Annotated in this window: 25 protein-coding genes and 1 pseudogene; 14 read left to right on the top strand and 12 right to left on the bottom strand. The window is 39.5% G+C overall.

Going from position 1 to position 17687, the window contains the following annotated elements; genetic code table 11:
- Positions 1-117: pseudogene (locus ACYVLS_RS10780) on the top strand (IS30 family transposase); the annotation flags it as partial.
- 119 nt (positions 118-236) lie between these two features.
- Positions 237-1469: a serine hydroxymethyltransferase gene (locus ACYVLS_RS10775; protein WP_460324382.1), complete on the top strand. Its 1233-nt coding sequence runs from the start codon at positions 237-239 to the stop codon at positions 1467-1469.
- Positions 1470-1687: 218 nt separating this feature from the next.
- Here the strand turns inward: ACYVLS_RS10775 and ACYVLS_RS10770 are convergent, their stop codons facing one another.
- A complete protein-coding gene (locus ACYVLS_RS10770) occupies positions 1688-2344 on the bottom strand; it encodes a hypothetical protein (RefSeq protein ID WP_460324380.1) in 657 nt (218 codons plus the stop codon).
- 240 nt (positions 2345-2584) lie between these two features.
- On the opposite strand from ACYVLS_RS10770, the gene ACYVLS_RS10765 reads away from it, so the two are divergent.
- Positions 2585-3160: a helix-turn-helix domain-containing protein gene (locus ACYVLS_RS10765; protein WP_460324378.1), complete on the top strand. Its 576-nt coding sequence runs from the start codon at positions 2585-2587 to the stop codon at positions 3158-3160.
- Between the two features lie 201 nt (positions 3161-3361).
- Here the strand turns inward: ACYVLS_RS10765 and ACYVLS_RS10760 are convergent, their stop codons facing one another.
- Positions 3362-4723 (bottom strand): FAD-binding oxidoreductase, encoded by a 1362-nt coding sequence (locus ACYVLS_RS10760; RefSeq protein WP_460324376.1) that lies wholly within the window; start codon positions 4721-4723, stop codon positions 3362-3364.
- Between the two features lie 246 nt (positions 4724-4969).
- Here ACYVLS_RS10760 and ACYVLS_RS10755 point away from each other — a divergent pair, with 246 nt between their 5' ends.
- Positions 4970-5806 (top strand): ZIP family metal transporter, encoded by an 837-nt coding sequence (locus ACYVLS_RS10755; protein ID WP_460324374.1) that lies wholly within the window; start codon positions 4970-4972, stop codon positions 5804-5806.
- Positions 5807-6391: 585 nt separating this feature from the next.
- Complete coding sequence (locus ACYVLS_RS10750) at positions 6392-6970, top strand: uracil-DNA glycosylase family protein (RefSeq protein WP_460324372.1); 579 nt, start codon at positions 6392-6394, stop codon at positions 6968-6970.
- Here the strand turns inward: ACYVLS_RS10750 and ACYVLS_RS10745 are convergent.
- The 10 genes from ACYVLS_RS10745 to ACYVLS_RS10700 all read right to left on the bottom strand — a co-directional run bounded on the left by ACYVLS_RS10745 (position 6965) and on the right by ACYVLS_RS10700 (position 11485).
- Entirely contained in the window at positions 6965-7807 is an 843-nt protein-coding gene (locus ACYVLS_RS10745; RefSeq protein ID WP_460324371.1) for an SDR family NAD(P)-dependent oxidoreductase, read from the bottom strand. The two genes, ACYVLS_RS10750 and ACYVLS_RS10745, sit on opposite strands and share 6 nt — an antisense overlap.
- A 43-nt stretch (positions 7808-7850) precedes the next feature.
- On the bottom strand, positions 7851-8291 hold the full coding sequence (locus tag ACYVLS_RS10740; RefSeq protein ID WP_460324369.1) for a hypothetical protein: 441 nt from the start codon (positions 8289-8291) through the stop codon (positions 7851-7853).
- Between the two features lie 35 nt (positions 8292-8326).
- Complete coding sequence (locus ACYVLS_RS10735) at positions 8327-8776, bottom strand: hypothetical protein (protein WP_460324367.1); 450 nt, start codon at positions 8774-8776, stop codon at positions 8327-8329.
- 44 nt (positions 8777-8820) lie between these two features.
- Positions 8821-9240: a hypothetical protein gene (locus ACYVLS_RS10730; protein WP_460324366.1), complete on the bottom strand. Its 420-nt coding sequence runs from the start codon at positions 9238-9240 to the stop codon at positions 8821-8823.
- Between the two features lie 57 nt (positions 9241-9297).
- Positions 9298-9723: a hypothetical protein gene (locus ACYVLS_RS10725; protein ID WP_460324364.1), complete on the bottom strand. Its 426-nt coding sequence runs from the start codon at positions 9721-9723 to the stop codon at positions 9298-9300.
- Positions 9724-9774: 51 nt separating this feature from the next.
- Positions 9775-10206 (bottom strand): hypothetical protein, encoded by a 432-nt coding sequence (locus tag ACYVLS_RS10720; protein ID WP_460324362.1) that lies wholly within the window; start codon positions 10204-10206, stop codon positions 9775-9777.
- The gene (locus ACYVLS_RS10715) at positions 10207-10407 is read right to left on the bottom strand and encodes a helix-turn-helix transcriptional regulator (protein ID WP_460324360.1); all 201 of its coding nucleotides are present in this window, start codon (positions 10405-10407) and stop codon (positions 10207-10209) included. It lies immediately after the preceding gene.
- A 111-nt stretch (positions 10408-10518) separates the two neighbouring features.
- Complete coding sequence (locus ACYVLS_RS10710) at positions 10519-10926, bottom strand: type II toxin-antitoxin system death-on-curing family toxin (RefSeq protein WP_460324358.1); 408 nt, start codon at positions 10924-10926, stop codon at positions 10519-10521.
- Positions 10926-11180, bottom strand: coding sequence for an AbrB/MazE/SpoVT family DNA-binding domain-containing protein (locus ACYVLS_RS10705; protein WP_460324356.1), 255 nt, complete (start codon positions 11178-11180; stop codon positions 10926-10928). Before ACYVLS_RS10705 ends, ACYVLS_RS10710 begins: the two co-directional genes overlap by 1 nt.
- A gap of 83 nt (positions 11181-11263) precedes the next feature.
- Positions 11264-11485: a hypothetical protein gene (locus ACYVLS_RS10700; RefSeq protein ID WP_460324354.1), complete on the bottom strand. Its 222-nt coding sequence runs from the start codon at positions 11483-11485 to the stop codon at positions 11264-11266.
- A gap of 169 nt (positions 11486-11654) precedes the next feature.
- Between ACYVLS_RS10700 and ACYVLS_RS10695 the strand changes: the two genes are divergently transcribed.
- The 9 genes from ACYVLS_RS10695 (at position 11655) to ACYVLS_RS10655 (ending at position 17369) form a co-directional block, all read left to right on the top strand.
- The gene (locus ACYVLS_RS10695; protein ID WP_460324352.1) at positions 11655-12170 is read left to right on the top strand and encodes a phosphoribosylanthranilate isomerase; all 516 of its coding nucleotides are present in this window, start codon (positions 11655-11657) and stop codon (positions 12168-12170) included.
- A gap of 16 nt (positions 12171-12186) precedes the next feature.
- Positions 12187-12615, top strand: coding sequence for a hypothetical protein (locus tag ACYVLS_RS10690; RefSeq protein ID WP_460324350.1), 429 nt, complete (start codon positions 12187-12189; stop codon positions 12613-12615).
- A gap of 99 nt (positions 12616-12714) precedes the next feature.
- Positions 12715-13551, top strand: a complete 837-nt coding sequence (locus tag ACYVLS_RS10685) for an aminoglycoside 6-adenylyltransferase (RefSeq protein WP_460324348.1) — start codon at positions 12715-12717, stop codon at positions 13549-13551.
- A 280-nt stretch (positions 13552-13831) separates the two neighbouring features.
- Positions 13832-14461 (top strand): carbonic anhydrase, encoded by a 630-nt coding sequence (locus ACYVLS_RS10680; RefSeq protein WP_460324346.1) that lies wholly within the window; start codon positions 13832-13834, stop codon positions 14459-14461.
- 186 nt (positions 14462-14647) lie between these two features.
- Positions 14648-15004, top strand: coding sequence for a GntR family transcriptional regulator (locus ACYVLS_RS10675; protein ID WP_460324344.1), 357 nt, complete (start codon positions 14648-14650; stop codon positions 15002-15004).
- Positions 14997-15857, top strand: a complete 861-nt coding sequence (locus ACYVLS_RS10670; RefSeq protein ID WP_460324342.1) for an ATP-binding cassette domain-containing protein — start codon at positions 14997-14999, stop codon at positions 15855-15857. The genes ACYVLS_RS10675 and ACYVLS_RS10670 overlap by 8 nt, the downstream gene beginning before the upstream one ends.
- Positions 15858-15867: 10 nt before the next feature.
- Positions 15868-16587 carry a hypothetical protein gene (locus ACYVLS_RS10665; protein ID WP_460324340.1) on the top strand — a complete coding sequence of 240 codons (720 nt, stop codon included), beginning with the start codon at positions 15868-15870 and terminating at the stop codon, positions 16585-16587.
- 174 nt (positions 16588-16761) lie between these two features.
- Positions 16762-17079, top strand: coding sequence for a hypothetical protein (locus tag ACYVLS_RS10660; RefSeq protein ID WP_460324338.1), 318 nt, complete (start codon positions 16762-16764; stop codon positions 17077-17079).
- A 68-nt stretch (positions 17080-17147) separates the two neighbouring features.
- Positions 17148-17369, top strand: coding sequence for a hypothetical protein (locus tag ACYVLS_RS10655; RefSeq protein ID WP_460324336.1), 222 nt, complete (start codon positions 17148-17150; stop codon positions 17367-17369).
- The last annotated feature ends 318 nt before the right edge of the window (positions 17370-17687 follow it).

Below are 17687 nucleotides of genomic sequence, written 5' to 3'. Positions count from 1 at the left end.
GCCTCGTCAATCGCTAACAAAAGAAATAGAATACCTAGAAAATCGTTAGACTATAAAACACCAGTTGAAGTATTTTTGGAACATGTACCAGATTGGACATTGTCTAGCTTAATTTGACAAACTAAAAAAATAAAAAGTAAGCGTTTTCTAATCAGCTGAATATTCTTCTCAAAAACACGTCCAATTATGCTATACTGCAAGAAACAAAGTCTTTACTAAAAGGGAGCGAATGACTAGTGGCAGATACGTTTTATGATCAGGAAGTATTCGATACGATTGCGTTGGAAAAGAAACGACAGGAAGAGAACATTGAACTGATTGCATCGGAGAACTTTGTTTCTCAGGCGGTTATGGATGCGCAGGGCAGTGTGTTGACCAACAAGTATGCAGAAGGGTATCCGGGCAAACGCTACTATGGCGGATGTGAATTCGTGGATATCATCGAAAATCTGGCCATCGAGCGCGCAAAAGAACTCTTTGGGGCAGAGTATGCGAACGTTCAGGCACATTCCGGCTCCCAGGCTAATATGGCTGTTTTCCAGACTTTTCTTAACCCGGGTGACACTTACATGGGAATGGACTTGAATCATGGCGGTCACTTGACGCATGGGTCACCTGTAAACTTCAGCGGCAAAATTTATAATGTCGTCCCTTACGAAGTGGATAAGGAAACAGAAACGATTGATTTTGAACAAGTGAGAAAGCTGGCTTTGGAACACAAGCCTAAAATGATTATTGCGGGCTACAGTGCTTATCCGAGAGCGATCGACTTTGCGAAATTTAGAGAGATTGCGGATGAAGTCGGAGCGATTTTGTTGGTGGATATGGCTCACATCGCCGGACTGATTGCGACAGGTGAACATCCTGATCCTGTTCCTTATGCAGACGTCATCACCAGCACGACGCATAAAACGCTGCGCGGACCAAGAGGTGGTCTGATTTTGGCAAAAGAGGCGTTCGGCAAGAAATTGAACAGTGCGATTTTCCCAGGTATTCAAGGCGGACCGTTGGAACACGTGATTGCGGCCAAAGCGATTGCCTTTAAAGAAGCGATGCAGCCGGAATTCAAGGATTACATGAAACAGGTCAAGGCCAATGCCCGCGCCATGGCTGAGGTGTTTGAAGAGTCGAAAGGCCGTTTAATTAGTGGCGGAACAGATAATCATCTTTTACTGATGGAAGTCACTGACTTTGGGCTTAACGGCAAACAGGCTGAAAAACTGCTTGATGAAGTGGGGATTACGGTAAATAAGAACTCGATTCCTTTTGATACATTAGGGCCTTTCAAAACGAGCGGTATTCGCATCGGGACACCGGCTGTGACGACTCGTGGCTTTAAAGAAGAGGAGTGCAAACAAATAGCCGAACTGATTGTGGAAGCATTGACTGCTAAGGAAGACGAAGAAAGACTCGCTAAAGTCGAGAAAGAAGTACGCGATTTAACCACACGTCTACCGTTGTACAAGTAAAGGCTAGGTAAATATCAGTAAAATAAGAAAGCCTCTCGTTCAATAGGAATGAGAGGCTTTTAAGATTCTTGAACGGTAATATTCAGTTAAAGAAATAAACAAACTTTTAATTGTAGGCTAAAATAAATGTGGTACGAACCACTGCACCAATCCGATAAGCATGAGTAATATAATAATGATTAAGACTGAATAGATAATTTTATGGCTTCTTTTCATAACTAATCCCTTCTCCATGCATTTCTCATTAACGATCCATTTTCGTTATATGCAATGTGTCCTCTTAGTGTCCCTATTTGTGCAGACAATCCGCTAATGGGTCCTATACTATAATGAAAACTTGCTTCTACATTTGCTCTATTATTAGATATGTAGGCATTCAAACTAGTCTGGGCAGTTTGCACCAATGGATTTAACCTTCTTTCCACCGTAGCAGATCGTGATAATATCCTACTGACCCTACTACTATTCACCTCATACCTAACAGATATTCTATACCCTGTGACTGTGATACCCATTATAGTCATATTATAGTCCCTATATCTAGTGTATGTTCGAGTATTACTTAAAGAAGAAAAGTTTTCAGGATTCAAAGTATTGGTGCCCTTTTCTGTCCTTTCTTCCACTTCCCAGTTCTCATCGTTCTTATACGTTTTGGGATCACTTATTATATCGACAAACTCTTTTTGTTCTTCAGAATTCAAATCACTAAATTCTTGATAAACTTCTAGGTCATTGTCTAGTAAAAAAGATTTATAATCCTCAACTGTTAACTTTAAATCTATATGTTCTTCGGCATGTGCCATGTTATTTCCCGTTAAAGAAACTACCAACAATAGGGAAAGAAACAATACAAAAGCAACTATTTTTTTCTTCATAATAAATTCCTCCAATGTACTAGTTTTAGTTTTCTATACTTATATTTATAGGAAACTATAAATTTAATCCTTCAACCTCCTTCATTAACAACTATACTGCTTTATCCTTTTTATGTAAGTAACAAGCTGTTTCCCCCTAGAAACCACCTGTTACCTTAATGAATCATCGGTAAAAAGAGACTATAAAGGGTGGTTTTATATATGTTATAGTATATTAAAATATAATAACGAGGTGCCAATATGCTCTTATCAGAAAAAATTAGATACCTTAGAAAAAGAGAAGGGTATTCGCAAAATGATATGGCTAAGCAATTGCTTGTTGAACGCCAGACCATATCAAGATGGGAAAATAATGTAACTAGACCTGAAGCATATAATTTAGAGTTGGTAAGTGAACTGTTTGATGTATCTTTTGACTGGCTTTTGAAAGACGATTATGGCATTGAGGACCTATTGCACCATCAGTTTGAACATTCTAAGACACCCAGAAAAGAAGTAATCCATGATGAATTACGTCCAGCTGGTACTGAAATAACCCATTCTGATATTTCAGTGAATGTATTGCTGAACCAATTCGTTTATAGAGCTTTAGAACAAAAACGTTTAGCCTTTGTTCTTTTTTTGCTAACTACTATTAGTGGTCTTCTCCAATTAAATACATTGTTATTTAGTCTTCCTTTTTCATTTGTATGTATATGTGCAAGACCTAACACTATGTATAAAAAAGTAAGTCGAGTGATTCTATGGATTTGGGTAGGTTTTTTTGTGACTTTACTTATTCTATTAGCAACAGGCATCGGAATGTGGTACATATAGTGATTATAAATTGAGGAATGTATCATGTAATATGTTTTCATTCTATGGTTTTGATCGATAATGCTTATAGGATAGTTGTGGTTTTTTATTTTTAAACGTGATATAAAAATTGAAGCATAGCTATTTAACACAAATAAGTCGGCCTCTAATCATTATAAAAGAGGTCGACTTTATATTTTTTATACATTCATTATTCAGTATTTAAAACACTTTCCCGGGATTCAAGCGGTTATCCGGATCGAAAACCTGCTTAATCGCCCGCATATACTTCAGGTTGACGTCATCGGTCATGCTTTCCATGTACTCTTTTTTGACGATACCGATGCCGTGTTCTGCAGAAGGCAGGCCTCCTAAGTCGGCGACTTTCTGGTACAAGTCTTTCAGCAGGGCAGCTCGTCTTCTCGTCCATTCCTCTTCGCTTAAGTAGTCTTTCATCAGAAGGGTATGAACATTGCCGTCACCGGCGTGGCCAAAGTTTAATACGTTAAGCCCATGTGTTTCCTGCATCTGTTTGGTGGCTTCAATCAGTTCGGCGAATTTATTGATAGGTACGACTTCGTCCAGCAATTCAAACTCGGTAAAGTCCGTCAGACCCAGTAGAATGTTGTCTCGCAGCGCCCAGTTTTTAAGGGCTTCTTCTTCGGTTAGTACGTGGCTTTCAAGCGCTGTTTCTTTGGCAATCTGCTCAATTAGTTCTGCGCGAACACTCAAGTCAGCCTGATCATTTCCGTCAAGTGTCATCAATAGATAGGCTTCTCCGACTTGAGATTTCAGTGGATAACCGAGGTTCTGTTCTGCGTAGCGAAGGGCTTGGCGCTCAAAGAGTTCCACTCCCGATGGGTCAGCCCCACTCGTCAGAATGGCTAAGGTTGCGTCGGTCGCTTCCTGAACGGTGTCAAAGGCAAGAAGAATGGAGACGCTAGCTTTAGGTAGAGGAATCAGCTTCAGCTTAATTTCAGTCGTGATGCCTAAAGTCCCTTCCGAACCGATAAACAAATCCTTTAAATCATAGCCTGAACTGCTTTTAATGTTTTTGCTGCCTAGCGTCATCTCTTCACTGCTGGGGAGAATGACGGTCAGCTCTCTGATGTAGTCGCGGGTGGTCCCGTATTTGACTGCACGCAGCCCTCCGGCATTAGTCGCCACATTGCCGCCAATAGTGGAATGCTTGGATGCGGGATCCGGTGGATAGAAGTAACCTTTACTTTCCACATAATGGTGAATCTCACCGACCAGTGCGCCAGGTTCAACCGTCAGTGTCAGGGTTTCTTCATCCAGTTCGGTAATCTTATTCATCATATGCAAATCGATGATGAGTTCGTTGCCTTCAATTGGCACTTGGGCACCAGCTACACCAGTCCCGGCGCCGCGAGCCAGTATTTTCAAGTCCTCTTCAATGGCGAACTGAACGAGTGCCTGCACTTCGTCTTTAGTTACCGGTAATGCGACGGCGTGGACCGGTTTAATATTTTTAACATAAGTATCTTCATAGTATGTTTGGGGCACTTTTTCTCCAATAAATAAGCGCAATGAATCTAGAATGATTGTTGATAACTGAGTCATGAAACAGCCTCCTGCTTGAAAATAGTGTAAGCGATTTATCTTTACTCTTTTAGTGTAACGAATGCGGCGTGTAACTGTCCATCCTTTCTATCTTTTTACAAGTGTTCAGGTACAAATGTTCATCTGATGACACGTTTTATTGAAAAGTTTAATGAGTTTTGATTTGTGAAAAAAGGTACACCTTTTCACAATAAAGAGTATAATAAGGTTAAATACAGTACATAGAATAGATAGGAAGAGATGACGATGTGGAATTGGTTTGTGGAATTGAGTCCGACCATGCAGACACTGCTGGCGACTTTGTTTACGTGGGGCATGACAGCTGCGGGAGCGGGTCTTGTCTTTACGACGAAACGGGTTAATCAGCGCATGATGGACGGGATGCTGGCATTTGCCGGTGGGGTAATGATTGCGGCGAGTTTCTGGTCGCTATTGGAACCGGCTATTGCGATGGCTGAAACGGGTCCCTTGCCGTCGTGGGTTCCGGCAGCGGTCGGCTTCATGGCGGGAGGATTTTTCCTGTGGGGCGTCGATAAGTTGCTGCCGCACTTGCACCCGGCACTCAGTGAGGACTATTCTGAAACATATACAGAAGGAGCAGAGGGGCGCCACCCGGAAAGCTACCGGAGAAGCACCCTTCTGGTTCTAGCGATTACCTTGCATAATATTCCAGAAGGCTTTGCGATTGGCGTGGCCTTTGGAACGATGGCGCTGACGGGCGATATGTCCCAGCTCATTGGAGCAGTCACGCTGGCCATTGGCATGGGCCTGCAGAACTTTCCTGAAGGAACGGCGGTTTCCATGCCTTTGAGGCGAGAGGGGATGTCTCGCGGACGCGCATTTTGGTACGGTCAGTTGTCCGGATCGGTTGAGCCGGTATCCGCACTGCTAGGGTTGTGGCTAGTTTATTTAGTTGAGCCCCTGCTGCCGTATGCCTTGGCTTTTGCTGCTGGCGCGATGATTTTCGTTGTCGTTGAAGAAGTTATTCCCGGCTCTCAGGAAAATGGCAACAAAGACTTGTCAGCAATCTGGCTGATGATCGGCTTCACCGTGATGATGGTCTTGGACGTGGCTTTGGGTTAAAACTAAGCAAAAAGAAAGAAAGCTATCGAGCTTTCTTTTTCATTCTTCAGAGCTCTTTAAAAATGAGATCCCCGCCCAAAAATGGCGGGGATTTCCTATTATCACAGGCAAATGAACTCTTGATGTGCAAGACTAGCCAACTGAGATAAGTTTGGTGAGTTGAGCTGACCCACCTGAGCTGAGGATAGCCAACTGGAAGAGGCTTGAAGAGGTGAGCTGACCCACCTGGGCTGAGGCTAGGCGACTGGGAGAAGCTTGAAGAGGTGAGTCGACCAACCTGAGCTGAGGCTAGCCAACTGGGATAAGCCAGATGAGGTGAGTCGACCCACCTGGGCTAAGGCTAGCCGACTGAGAGGAGCTTGATGAGGTGAGTCGACCACCTAGAGCGCAGGCCAGCCAACTGAGATAAAAAGTATTTACTGAGTCGGCTACCTACCACTAAATCTCGCGAGAAACACTCAGACTTGTCAAATAAACTGTGTTTATGGCATACTCAGCACATTGACAGTCTGAAAAAAACTGACTAAAATCCGCTAATATTAGAAACACTCCCACAAAACTTTTTAAAAGGGGTTCTTGCAGTAAATGAATAGATTTCAAGAAATCAAACACCAAATCATCGCTGATCCGATGAACGAAGCCTTTACAAGTCGAAACATCGAGCCGCTTTTCAAAGCTTCCACAGACGCACGCATTGCGGTTGTCGGTCAAGCTCCTGGACGAAAAGCTGAGGAGACACAATTGTTCTGGAATGACCCAAGTGGGGATCGTTTGCGCGAGTGGATGGGCATTTCACGGGAAGTCTTTTATGAGACCTCAGCAATCGCACATCTGCCGATGGATTTTTATTATCCCGGCAAAGCGAAGTCCGGGGACATGCCGCCCAGAAAAGATTTTGCACAAAAATGGCACCCCCTCCTTCTGGAAGAAATGCCGAATATCGAAACGATTATTTTAGTCGGAAGCTACGCTCAAAAGTATTATCTGGGCAAGGAGAGGGAGAAGAATCTAACTGAAACCGTCAGGCAGTTCGACCAGTATTTGCCGGCTTACTTGCCGCTCGTGCACCCGAGTCCCTTGAATCTCGGCTGGATGAAAAAGAACCCCTGGTTTGAAGAAGAGGTTCTACCGGTTCTAAAAACACTGGTTAAGTCTAAACTATAGAGGGGGTAAACCGAGTTCCTCCAATGTTGCATCAATAAAGCGACGACGCATCACAAAGTCGCTGCCATGCACCTCAACAGGCTTGACCTCGCCTTTATCAGAAAAGACGCCGGCATACTTATCCGGGTTGTTAACAGCTGAGACGACAGTCAGAGCCCCTTCTTCTAAGGTTGCGGAAAAGGGCTTGAGCAGTTTAAAGACTAGTTTTTCTATTCTCGGGTCCACGTTGTTTTTTCCGATATTGGTTGCGACCAGACCGGGGTGTACCGCTGTCGTTTTCAAGCCTTCTTTGGCATACATCTCATGCAGTTCCTGAGCCAAGTAAAGCGTACCTAACTTCGATTGACCATAACTTTTCACCATTGAAAAGCGTTTAGGGTTGAAAAAAGGTTCTGTAATTGGTGCGGCCTTATAGGCATTTGAGGTAACAACAATAATTTGCTTGCGTGGACTGTTTAATACTAGCGGAAGCAGTTCATGTGTCAGTAGAAAATGACCCAAATAATTCGTCGCCATCATCAGTTCGTAGCCATCCGGGCTTTCTTTTTTTGCATTTGTGAACATGCCTGCATTGTTAATCAGGCAGTCGATATGGGTGTAGCGCTCTTTAATTGTTTCAGCGGCTGACCGGACAGAAGCAAGATTACTCAAGTCGCACTTAATCACAGCCACCTTTACATCATCGTGTGCTTCCAAGAGTTCTTCCTTCAACTTTTCCCCTTTTCCCATGTTCCGGTTCAACAATAAGATGCGGTCAAAAGACTGTGCTAAAACTTTCACAGCCCCGTACCCAATCCCCGCAGTCGGCCCCGTTATAGCTAAAATTGACTCTGACATGACTAACTCCCCCTATAAATTCAATCTATTTGATTCCATCAGTTTACGCTTCTTTTTCCTCTTTCGCATCTCTGCGCTTATCGACAAAGAATCGGGCAAAGTAAGCAAGCGGCCCAAAAAGCCATATGAGCTGGCTGGCATTTATAGCTGAGCTGTCCGTCAATCTGCCATCAGATAGTGTTTCAGTATATGGCGAGATGAGTTCAAATAAATTTACTAGACCAAATATCAAGAAACCAAAAGCATATAGCATTCCTCTCTGATATTTTTTAAAGTAAGCTCCGTGATAGACATACATCGTAATGGCATAGGAAATGGCTATGAAATTTATCAGCATAAACTCCATTTCTCTTGATTCTACCCATTGAAAATCAGTATATCTGCTGAGCATATAATTTAAAAAATTAAGAAAAGTAAGGAGTGCGAACGCACGTGAGCCATACTTGTACCTGAGGTGTTTTTGGTATTCATCAAATTTTTCCACAAATAAGTCCTCCTTCAATAGATTACATCTTAAAATCAGTCGTCATCTAAATCGTCTTCGCTGTTTTCTTTACGTTTTTCACTCAACAGTTTAGCTACATAAGCCAGAGAGATTAGTATGAAAATGAGACCCGATATAGGCATGATTATGTCAAAAGTCAGTTTTCCGTCAACAAAAATTGGAAAATTGGAAGACAAGCCAGTATATAAATTCAATAGCCCAGTACCAAAAAAGAGTCCCGCATAGAGTTTGCCATTTTGACGCTTTGTAAAGTACGCGCCTCGGTAAATGTACATTAAAACGGAATAAGTGACGGCTACGAAACATAGCACCAAGTATTCCAAGCCAATGGGATCTGCCCAGTGAAAGTCATTAAAATAAGTGAACATAAAGTTCGCAAACACAAGGACTATCAAAAGCATAAAGGCATGTGAGTCATATTTATAACGCATCTGTTTCTGGTATTCATCGTACTGGTTCATCATGTGAGTTCCTCCTAGTTAAGTTAATGGTCATGACTGATAAAAACCTAGTCTTTTTTATTTTCGATTAAAGATGCAATAGCATGTACGGTCGCCCCGCAAACCCACATCAAACCTAATAGAAGAGGAACAATGCCAGACGTAACCTGTCCACTGGATGATAATATATCTGGACCCATAAAGATAATCCAGAGACTGAAAATCACTCCCCATAAGCCAAGAAAGAAAGAGTTTAGGGCGGATAAACTGTTCTTTTTATAGTAACTTCCTTTGTAAATATTCATCAGTAGGGAATAATAAAGCGCTGGGAAGACAAGCAAAGCGTATTCCAACTCTCTTGTCTCAGCCCACTGGATTTCAAACGTTGCCAACGATGAATTGATAAGGATAGATAGCATGAGAATATTGAAAGAGTGTGAACCGTATTTATAATTGTAGTACTTCTGGTATTCATCGTATTGTTTCATTAGTATGTATTCCTCCTAAAAGGTGGTCAGTTTCAATTTATAATGAATGCGTAAGGGCTAGTTTTGGGTTCCGTTTATTTTATCTACCAGCAACCGGACAAAGTAGGTTACTGCTGAAAGAATAATCATCAAACCGAAGAGTAGGATTGCGGCCGATATAGTCAGGAGTCCATTGACGACAAAAGGACTTTCATAAATAAAGGACTGATACACATAATACATACCAAACAGGACCAAAGCATAAGCGTAGAATCTATAGAGCGGGTTAAATTGATGCAGCGCCTTGTTGTATATGCCGATAATCATCGTGACAGACATAGAGGCTAAGACAATCATCAAATATTCTATTTCCACTGTTTCCGCCCACTGGAAATCAACAAGCAGGTTCAGGTAAATATTCCCCATTAATACAGCAATCAATACTCCATAAGAATGATAGCCCACTTTATAATCCAGCGCTGTCGGTTTCTTTTTAAATATCATCAGTCAATCATCCCCCGTATGTTTTTTGGTTAGCCGTGTACTTTTGATGTATTAGTTTTCTTCACGATTCCGTCTTTTCTCCATCAGTATTCGTGTTAAATAAGCTGATGGAATAGACAGCCAGATCAGTCCGCTTACGAGTATAACGCTGTTTGTTGTAAGTAATCCATTTATTATTAAAGGTGAATGCGGTGAAAAAGAAAGGTAAATGTTAAAAATACCTCCGAAGCATAACAGTAAAGTTAGCCTTATGGCCTTTTCGTTTTTAGCGAAATAGGCTCCTTTGTAAACATTCATAAATATAGAGTAAGCAATGGCTAAAAATAACAAGAGAATAAACTCCAAACTTTGCGTCTCACCCCATTGAAAGTCATAAAAGAGGTGAAGACTGAAGTTAGTTATAGCTAAAACAAGAATAATCATGAAAGAGTGATAGCCGTATTTATGGCGCAATGATTTCTGGTATTCATCAAATTGGTTCATCTAGTCTTCCTCCCAAAATAAATCGTTTAATGTCACGTTAAGAGCTTTGCAGATACGGATGCAGAGCTTGATAGAGGGATTGTAGTCTCCTCGCTCAATGGCGCTGATGGTCTGACGCGTCACATCGACGGCATCGGCCAGTTCTTTTTGAGACATGTCCAGCCCCGCTCTGGCAGCTTTCATTTTAAGGTTTTTGCCCATGGTAGTCCTCCGGAATGAATAAATAAGTTAACTTAATGTAAACTATATCATACATATAGACAAATAAAAAGGACTATCTGGAAATGACAGTCCTGTATTATCCATATTCTTCTAACCCTTCACTACATACCCACTACTCTTGAGATAGTCTACTGTAAAATTTTTCAGGTCATCAAAGGGTTCATTAAATGTTGTGACTTTCAGAATAAAATCAACACCAGCTTCGGTCGGGAAAGACGTTTTGTATCCATTCATTTTTAAAAACAAATCCATCGCAACCCATGCTGTACGCTTGTTTCCATTATAAAATGGATGTCTCTTTGTCAAGTTGATAAGCAGTATAGCAGCTTTTTCCAGTACGGTAGGATATAACTCTTTGCCAAACACTTCCTGATCTAATTGGTTTACCGACATCTGCAGAGCACTCGCATCTTTTACGCCAATAGGTTCTTTTGGGGAAAATGTTTTGATGACGTATACGTTGATTTTTATGATGTCTTCTGCTGTAAGGTTTTTCATCACTTATCAACCAAATCTTCAAGTAAAGTATAATACTGTGAGACGCTTTCTTCAATAAGCACATCAATGTCGTGTTTCTCTACCTTTTTTTTCATGCTGACATTTCCCTTGGCATCGATAATATACTCAATCTGATCACCAGTTTCTAGAGCCAGCGCCTCTTTCACTTGCTTTGGAATAGTTGTAATGTCGCTGTTTCCTGATTTCCTGATTTTGTAACTCCCTGCATTAGTCACTCCATTATCATAAAGCATGTAAAGCCCTCCTTATTATATCTTTGTATATATTATACTACAAAAGATATATTTAAGAAAGGGATATATACTGTGTTTAGGTTTTATTCCGTCACATCCATATAGATGAATCCAAGTCCGTGACCAGCGATTGATACTGAGTTCAGATCCTTTTTAAACAAGGTTTTTTCTCCAAGTTGAAAGCTTTTATGGCTTTCATCTGACAAAACGGGAATCAGTTTTTTCATTTCTTTTGGATCAACGGTAAACACTTCAATAAAGTAATCGTTATAAGCAACGTCTATTTCAATGGCCTGCTTTGTCATATAGGTAGCCTCCAGTTATTATTCACCTTTACCGTTAGTATAGCCTTTTATGCAGACAGAGTATAGGGAACGCGATCTAATTTTTGGGATATAGTCAGTATATTAGCCACTGCTTATGGTATGGTTATAATATAAATAAATAGTTTTGAAGGATAAATGAGGAGATTAAGTGACTAAAAAATTCGCTGAATTTCTGATTATTGCCAAAGAACTGAATGCTCTAGGTATCCTTCCCTTGTTGATGGGGTCGGTTGGTCTGGAAATTGTCACAGGCAAGGACTGGAACGCGAAAGACTTGGATATTCATGTTCCGGGTGATGAAAGAGGATGGGAAGTGCCTCCAGAAACCTCAATTGATGACTGGGAAGCCATTAAAAGTGTGATGAATAACTTAGGATACCGTCTCATCGACCTGCATGAGCACGAGTTCTACAAAGACGGTTTGTTTTCTGTGGAATTTGGGAGTATAGATACCTTACCTGATTTTGCTGGAGTTAAACTGGAAGATCTGGAGCTACACGAATCAGAGGGCACGACCTACTATCTGTTGAACCCGAAGCAGTATTTGGCCCTTTACAAAGCCTCTTCCAAAGACAGCTATAGAGGCGACAAAAACAACCATAAAGATTTTGTGAAAATAGATTTCCTTGAACAGATGTTAGAAAATGATTATCCAGACAGATAGAATGGAGACGATTCAGTTGATGCGAACACTGGAAGAATTTAACCAACAAGCCTTAAAAAAAGAGAAAAGCATGTTTGAAGCATATTTTTCAAAAGAAAGATCAGAAAGCTTCAATGACTACAAAAGAAGGGATGAAAACAGAACAGAGATACTCGATTTGTCGACTGAGTTTTCTGCTTTTATAAATAAACAGTTTGATATAAAGTTTTTCGTTTTACATGAATACAGTGAGTTTGAAAGGAATCTAGACAGCATTTCAACTTTTTCAAAAGAGTCTATTAGTGTGGAGAGTTTGATTCAAATAACCAATGAATACGAAGATAATAAAGATTTCCCATTGTTTATAACCTGTATGCCGAATGGTAAAGGTGTTGTTTTCGTTAATCTAGCAGAGTCCCTCGGACAGATATCATCAATAGTTGATTACATAAAATCTACTAGGTAAAGTTAGGAGATTTAATTTTTCCCAAAAGTAAGTGTCGTGTTAAAATCTTTTTTGATTAATACGTTAAGGAAAAGCACATACTGAAGGAGTGAGTGTGCAATGGATGATTTAGAAAATAAGCATCTTACAAGAGATTTGAAAATTCCAAAGTATCGCTTAAACATGCTGAAAGAAATCGAGAAAGATTTATCTAAAGATAAAAATGTAGTAGGTATTTTTTACGGGGGATCAATAGGAAACCAGAATACAGATTTATACTCAGACATCGATCTTCGTGTAATAGTGACTGATGAAGTGTTTGAAGACTATAGGTTGAATAAGAAAAAAAGGCCTGAGAATTGGGGTAATGTATTATTCTATGAAGATTTTTCTTGGACAAATTATAGTGTAGCTCATTTTGATAACTTTATAAAAGTAGATACATTTTATTATAGAAAAGAGGACATTCAACCATCTGTGTGGCTGAAAAATATTAAAATAGTTCGCGATCAAGAAGGCTATATAGAAGACATATGTAAAAAATCCAAGCAACTATCTTATTTTCCAACTGCTCAAGAAGTAGAGATGTGGAGAACAAAATTCTTTGCTTATGTTCATGAAGTTTATCGTAGAATAAACAGGAAAGAAATATATTATGCCTTAAATTGTTTAGATAATTTGAGACTTTCTATGGTAATTGCTTGGTACATGGATAAAGGATTACAACCAAATGCTTTTGGTGACTGGTCCAAATATGAAGGCGAAAGAAGCGAGTTAGATAGCTGGCAAATTGAACTTTTAGAAGATTGGCATAGCAGTAGAAGACCTGATGAAATATTAAAAGTATTAAGAAAACTCATACCTGAATTTAAAAAAACACATAGGAACTTATGTGAAAAAGTCAATATTGAGGAAAAATCTGAATGGGTTGATAAGATAATCCGCATGGTTTTATAGATGAAAGCAATCCAAATCTTAATGTTAGCCATATTTGCCATTATTTTAATCAACTATGAAATGGGCTACCTCTTTCTTTTTGTATCCTTTCTATTTATCGGTCTCGTTTCTTCTTTCTTATTTAGTTATTTCTATCAACCGAGTACATGAGAGGGTCTCAGCTCATTAGTTTCGACAAATGACATGTCACAAAAAATCAGCACTATTCGTTTATTCCTCGCTCTAAACCTATAAAGATGTGGTATAGTGTAGGTTAGTGATTTGACTCGGAGGAGAAGACATGCTAGACGAACTGAAAAAGGGCCTGACCCACTTCAAAAAATTTACCTATAAAAAATATGAGCGCCTGTACCGCGATCTGGAACACACGCAAAATCCGCATACGTTATTCATTGCCTGTTCGGATTCCAGGGTGAGTCCCGAAATTTTAGTGGATAGTGATCCGGGAGAAGTGTTTACCATTCGAAATATCGCCAACACCGTCCCTTCATACGAAAACAGCAATCAGGACATTACGACAGTGTCATCCATTGAGTACGCAGTAGATGTCTTAGGTGTGGAAGAAATCATTGTCTGCGGGCATTCAAACTGTGGCGGCTGTGCAGCTGTTTTGAATGGCTGGGGTGAATTGACAAATCTGCCGTACACCCAAACCTATCTGAAGCCGCTGGAAACAGTAAAGAAAAAAGTGGAACTCTTCAATCAGCATGAAGACAAACTGGCAAAAGCCAGACTGATGGAACAGATTAATGTGGTGGAACAAGTTGAACACCTGAAAAGCTTCCCTGAAATACGTGAAAAAGCGGCGGCTGGGGAATTGGAAATTGAAGGCTGGTATTTTGACATCAAATCAGGAACGGTTTCTGTTTATGATGAAGAAAAAGAAATATTCTGTAAATCGGAAGACTAGAAAAAAGCGCTAAGGATAATAATAAAATAAGACTCGCAAGATGGAAGGATTCAGGCTTATACATAGCTGGATTCTTTTTTTGTAGAAAAGCTTGCAATAAAAATAAATATATTCTATACTGATGTTGCTTGGTTAGTTAGTCAACTAATTAACCACTTAACAAAGGCAGTTGAAGGAGGTCTTTTATTGGATTCATCAATCCCGATTTACTTACAAATATCACAGTTCATTGAAAATGAGGTAATCAGCAACCGCTTGACTGCTGAAGATAAAGTGCCGTCAACAAATGAATTTTCAAAAAAACTGAATGTGAACCCGGCTACTGCAGGAAAGGGGCTAAACGCATTAGTTGATCAAGGTATTTTGTACAAAAAACGAGGCTTGGGGATGTTTGTGACACCAGAAGCCAAAAGTATCGTGAGAGACAAACGAAAAAAGCAGTTTGAAGACAAACTGCTGCCCGAATTTTTGTATGAAGCGAAGCAACTGAACATTAGTAAGGAAGAATTAATCCAATGGATAGGAAGTGAGTACGATGATTAAACTAGAGAATGTTACAAAAACATATGGCAAACAGTTAGTACTGGATGGTGTCGATTTAAACTTTAAGAATACAGAAGGTGTATACGGAATTTTAGGACGTAATGGGGTAGGGAAAACAACATTGATGAAAATGATTTTTAATATGATTACCCGTTACGAAGGCGATATTGAACTAAATGGTGAGAATGTTAAAAATAACACGGAGGCTCTGAAGCATATCGTGTATGTCGGCGGAGAAGTCAATAAATACAATGGCCTTTTCCAAGGGAAGATAAAAGACTTACTTAAAGCTTACGCCAATATGTATGAGTCTTTTGATAGAGAGTATGCCGAAAGTATGCTGGCTAGCTTCGATATTAAGGGTAAAAATAAATTTTCAAAATTATCTACCGGGAATAAAACCTTGGTGCAAAATACAATAGGGTTAGCGACGCGAGCGCCTATAACTATTTTGGATGAGCCTACAAATGGATTGGATTCGGTCAACCGCCAAAACTTCTTCCGCTTCATGATGGAGGATTATGCAACACACCCCCGTCTGTTTATGTTATCGACTCACTTAATTCAGGAAGTGGAAAATTACTTAACCGATGTCATCATTTTAAAAAATACAAAGGTACTGATTGATGATACGCTAGAAAACATTCAGTCAAAATCTCATCTCATCACAAACTATGCTATAAAAGACAAAGAGGTTGTGCGTGAAAATGCTTTGGGTAGCCGTGTTGAACAGGTCATTTATGATGAGTTGTCTGAAGAAGAGAGACAACAAATTAAGATGAACGGTGGAGAAGTGAAAGCACTGGATTTACAAAATCTATTTAACGCATTAGTTGAACAACAAACTCACTAAGGAGGATATTATGGAACGTACAATAAAATTTCAATTTTCAAATTTAAAAACAACATTTTTTTACTCAGCTTTGATTGCTTACGGAATTATGGGACTGGTATTACTTTTAGTATTTCTCGCGTCCGGCTCAATGAATCCAAACATTGACTCGCTTATGTTTAACCAGCCGTTGTGGCTTGCACTTATTTCTATCATAAGCATCCCTTTTACGTTTGCTTTAGCTTTATATGCATTTATGGATGGACTCATGTTTTTTGACACGTCTCTAAGATTTGGGATATCAAGAAAGCAATACTTCATCAACCAAGTCATTATTTATCTTATACTCTCTTTTTTATATGCATTTGCTACAGGACTCACGGAAGTTGAATGGGCTAATTCCGCATCGAGTTATTTTTCAACTATCAGCGCAGACTACTTAACGATAGGCTATGTAGTGAATCAATTCATGAGAGGCCTGCTGTTTGTTCTCTTGGCTTTAGGCGTTTACCGATTCAAGTTAAAGGCTTTTATCATCGGAATCATCGCCTTCTTTATATTCATAACAGTTGGACCCATTCTAGCTTTTCGTTCGTTGGGAGATTCAGCGGGAAATTCAGCAATTAATGATATAATCATGAATCTAGTCTCGTTCATCATAGACTACCAGGCAATATTCGTTGCTTTACTCATGGCTGGAATGCTTGGACTCTATTATTTCTTAATTACAAAAACGGAAGTGCAGGATTAAGCCAGCTCATCACTTGCTTTTAAACTATGCAAAAACGGTAGGCAGAATAGAACTGCTTACCGTTTTTAGTTATTTCTAAATAGCCACATCAAAATTACGCCACGTCATGTATATAGGTCCTAATATATATGGTATTATTTAACTAAATATTAAGTATTGGAATGGGGACTAAAGATGAGTGAAAAAACGAGGAAAAAATATTCTCCCAAATGGAATCTCTTCAGTATATTCATAATTGCTACTGCTGGGAATCTATTCCCTTTATTCCGGGAACTTTATAAGGCAGGAGGCATCTTTTCGGATGTTAGTCCGCTTTATTACTACTTAATCGCCATGTCAGTAATTGGCTTTTCTATTGCCTATTACATTGTAAATAAACTGGCTATTTCAAAAAAGACAGATTCGTTTTACTTGAGTTTGCTGGGTGTAAATTTTTTAGTCACTATTATTTTGCTACTGTTCACTTCTGTTCTATTAGCTATAGTTTACTAAGCGACTTGACGTTTCACTGTGAGTAATGACACACAGGTTTGTAAACTAATTATCCAAGGAGATTAAACATGACTAAATTAATTTGGCTTCAATTGTTAGCGAGTGTACTACTACTCATATGTTTAGGACAGCTTCTTTATCAGGGCGGAATAGCCTTGGATGAAGGCAGCGCATTTGAAACTTATTTTTATGCCATAAGAAGCTACCTGTTCTTAGCGATAGGCATGGGCATCGTACTATTGATCACTACCCTATTCAATAGCCTAACTAAGTTTAATAAAAAATGGTAAGTCGCTATAGGTACTCTTAATATTTTGGGGCACATTATATAATTATTTGGGATATGAGTAAGATTTTCTGAGTGTATAGATCAGAGTGGAGAATATAGATAATTTAATAGAATTGTAAAGGATGAAGAAGGTTTATGGATGAAAAGATTATGTGGGATTTATTTGTCAAAAAAAATAATAAATATAAAAATTCCTGAATAATTCATAGCTTTAAATTTAACCTGTTTTTTTGAACAAATTGCCATTTTTTAAATTAGGCAGATACTTTCTTCCAAAATAATGTGTTTTCGAACAGGATGCCTACAGAAGAAGGTCATA

It is taken from the genome of Alkalibacterium psychrotolerans (genome assembly GCF_054784355.1).
The sequence above is the reverse complement of the archived record's forward strand: the minus strand, read 5'-3'. Positions and strand labels throughout refer to the sequence as shown.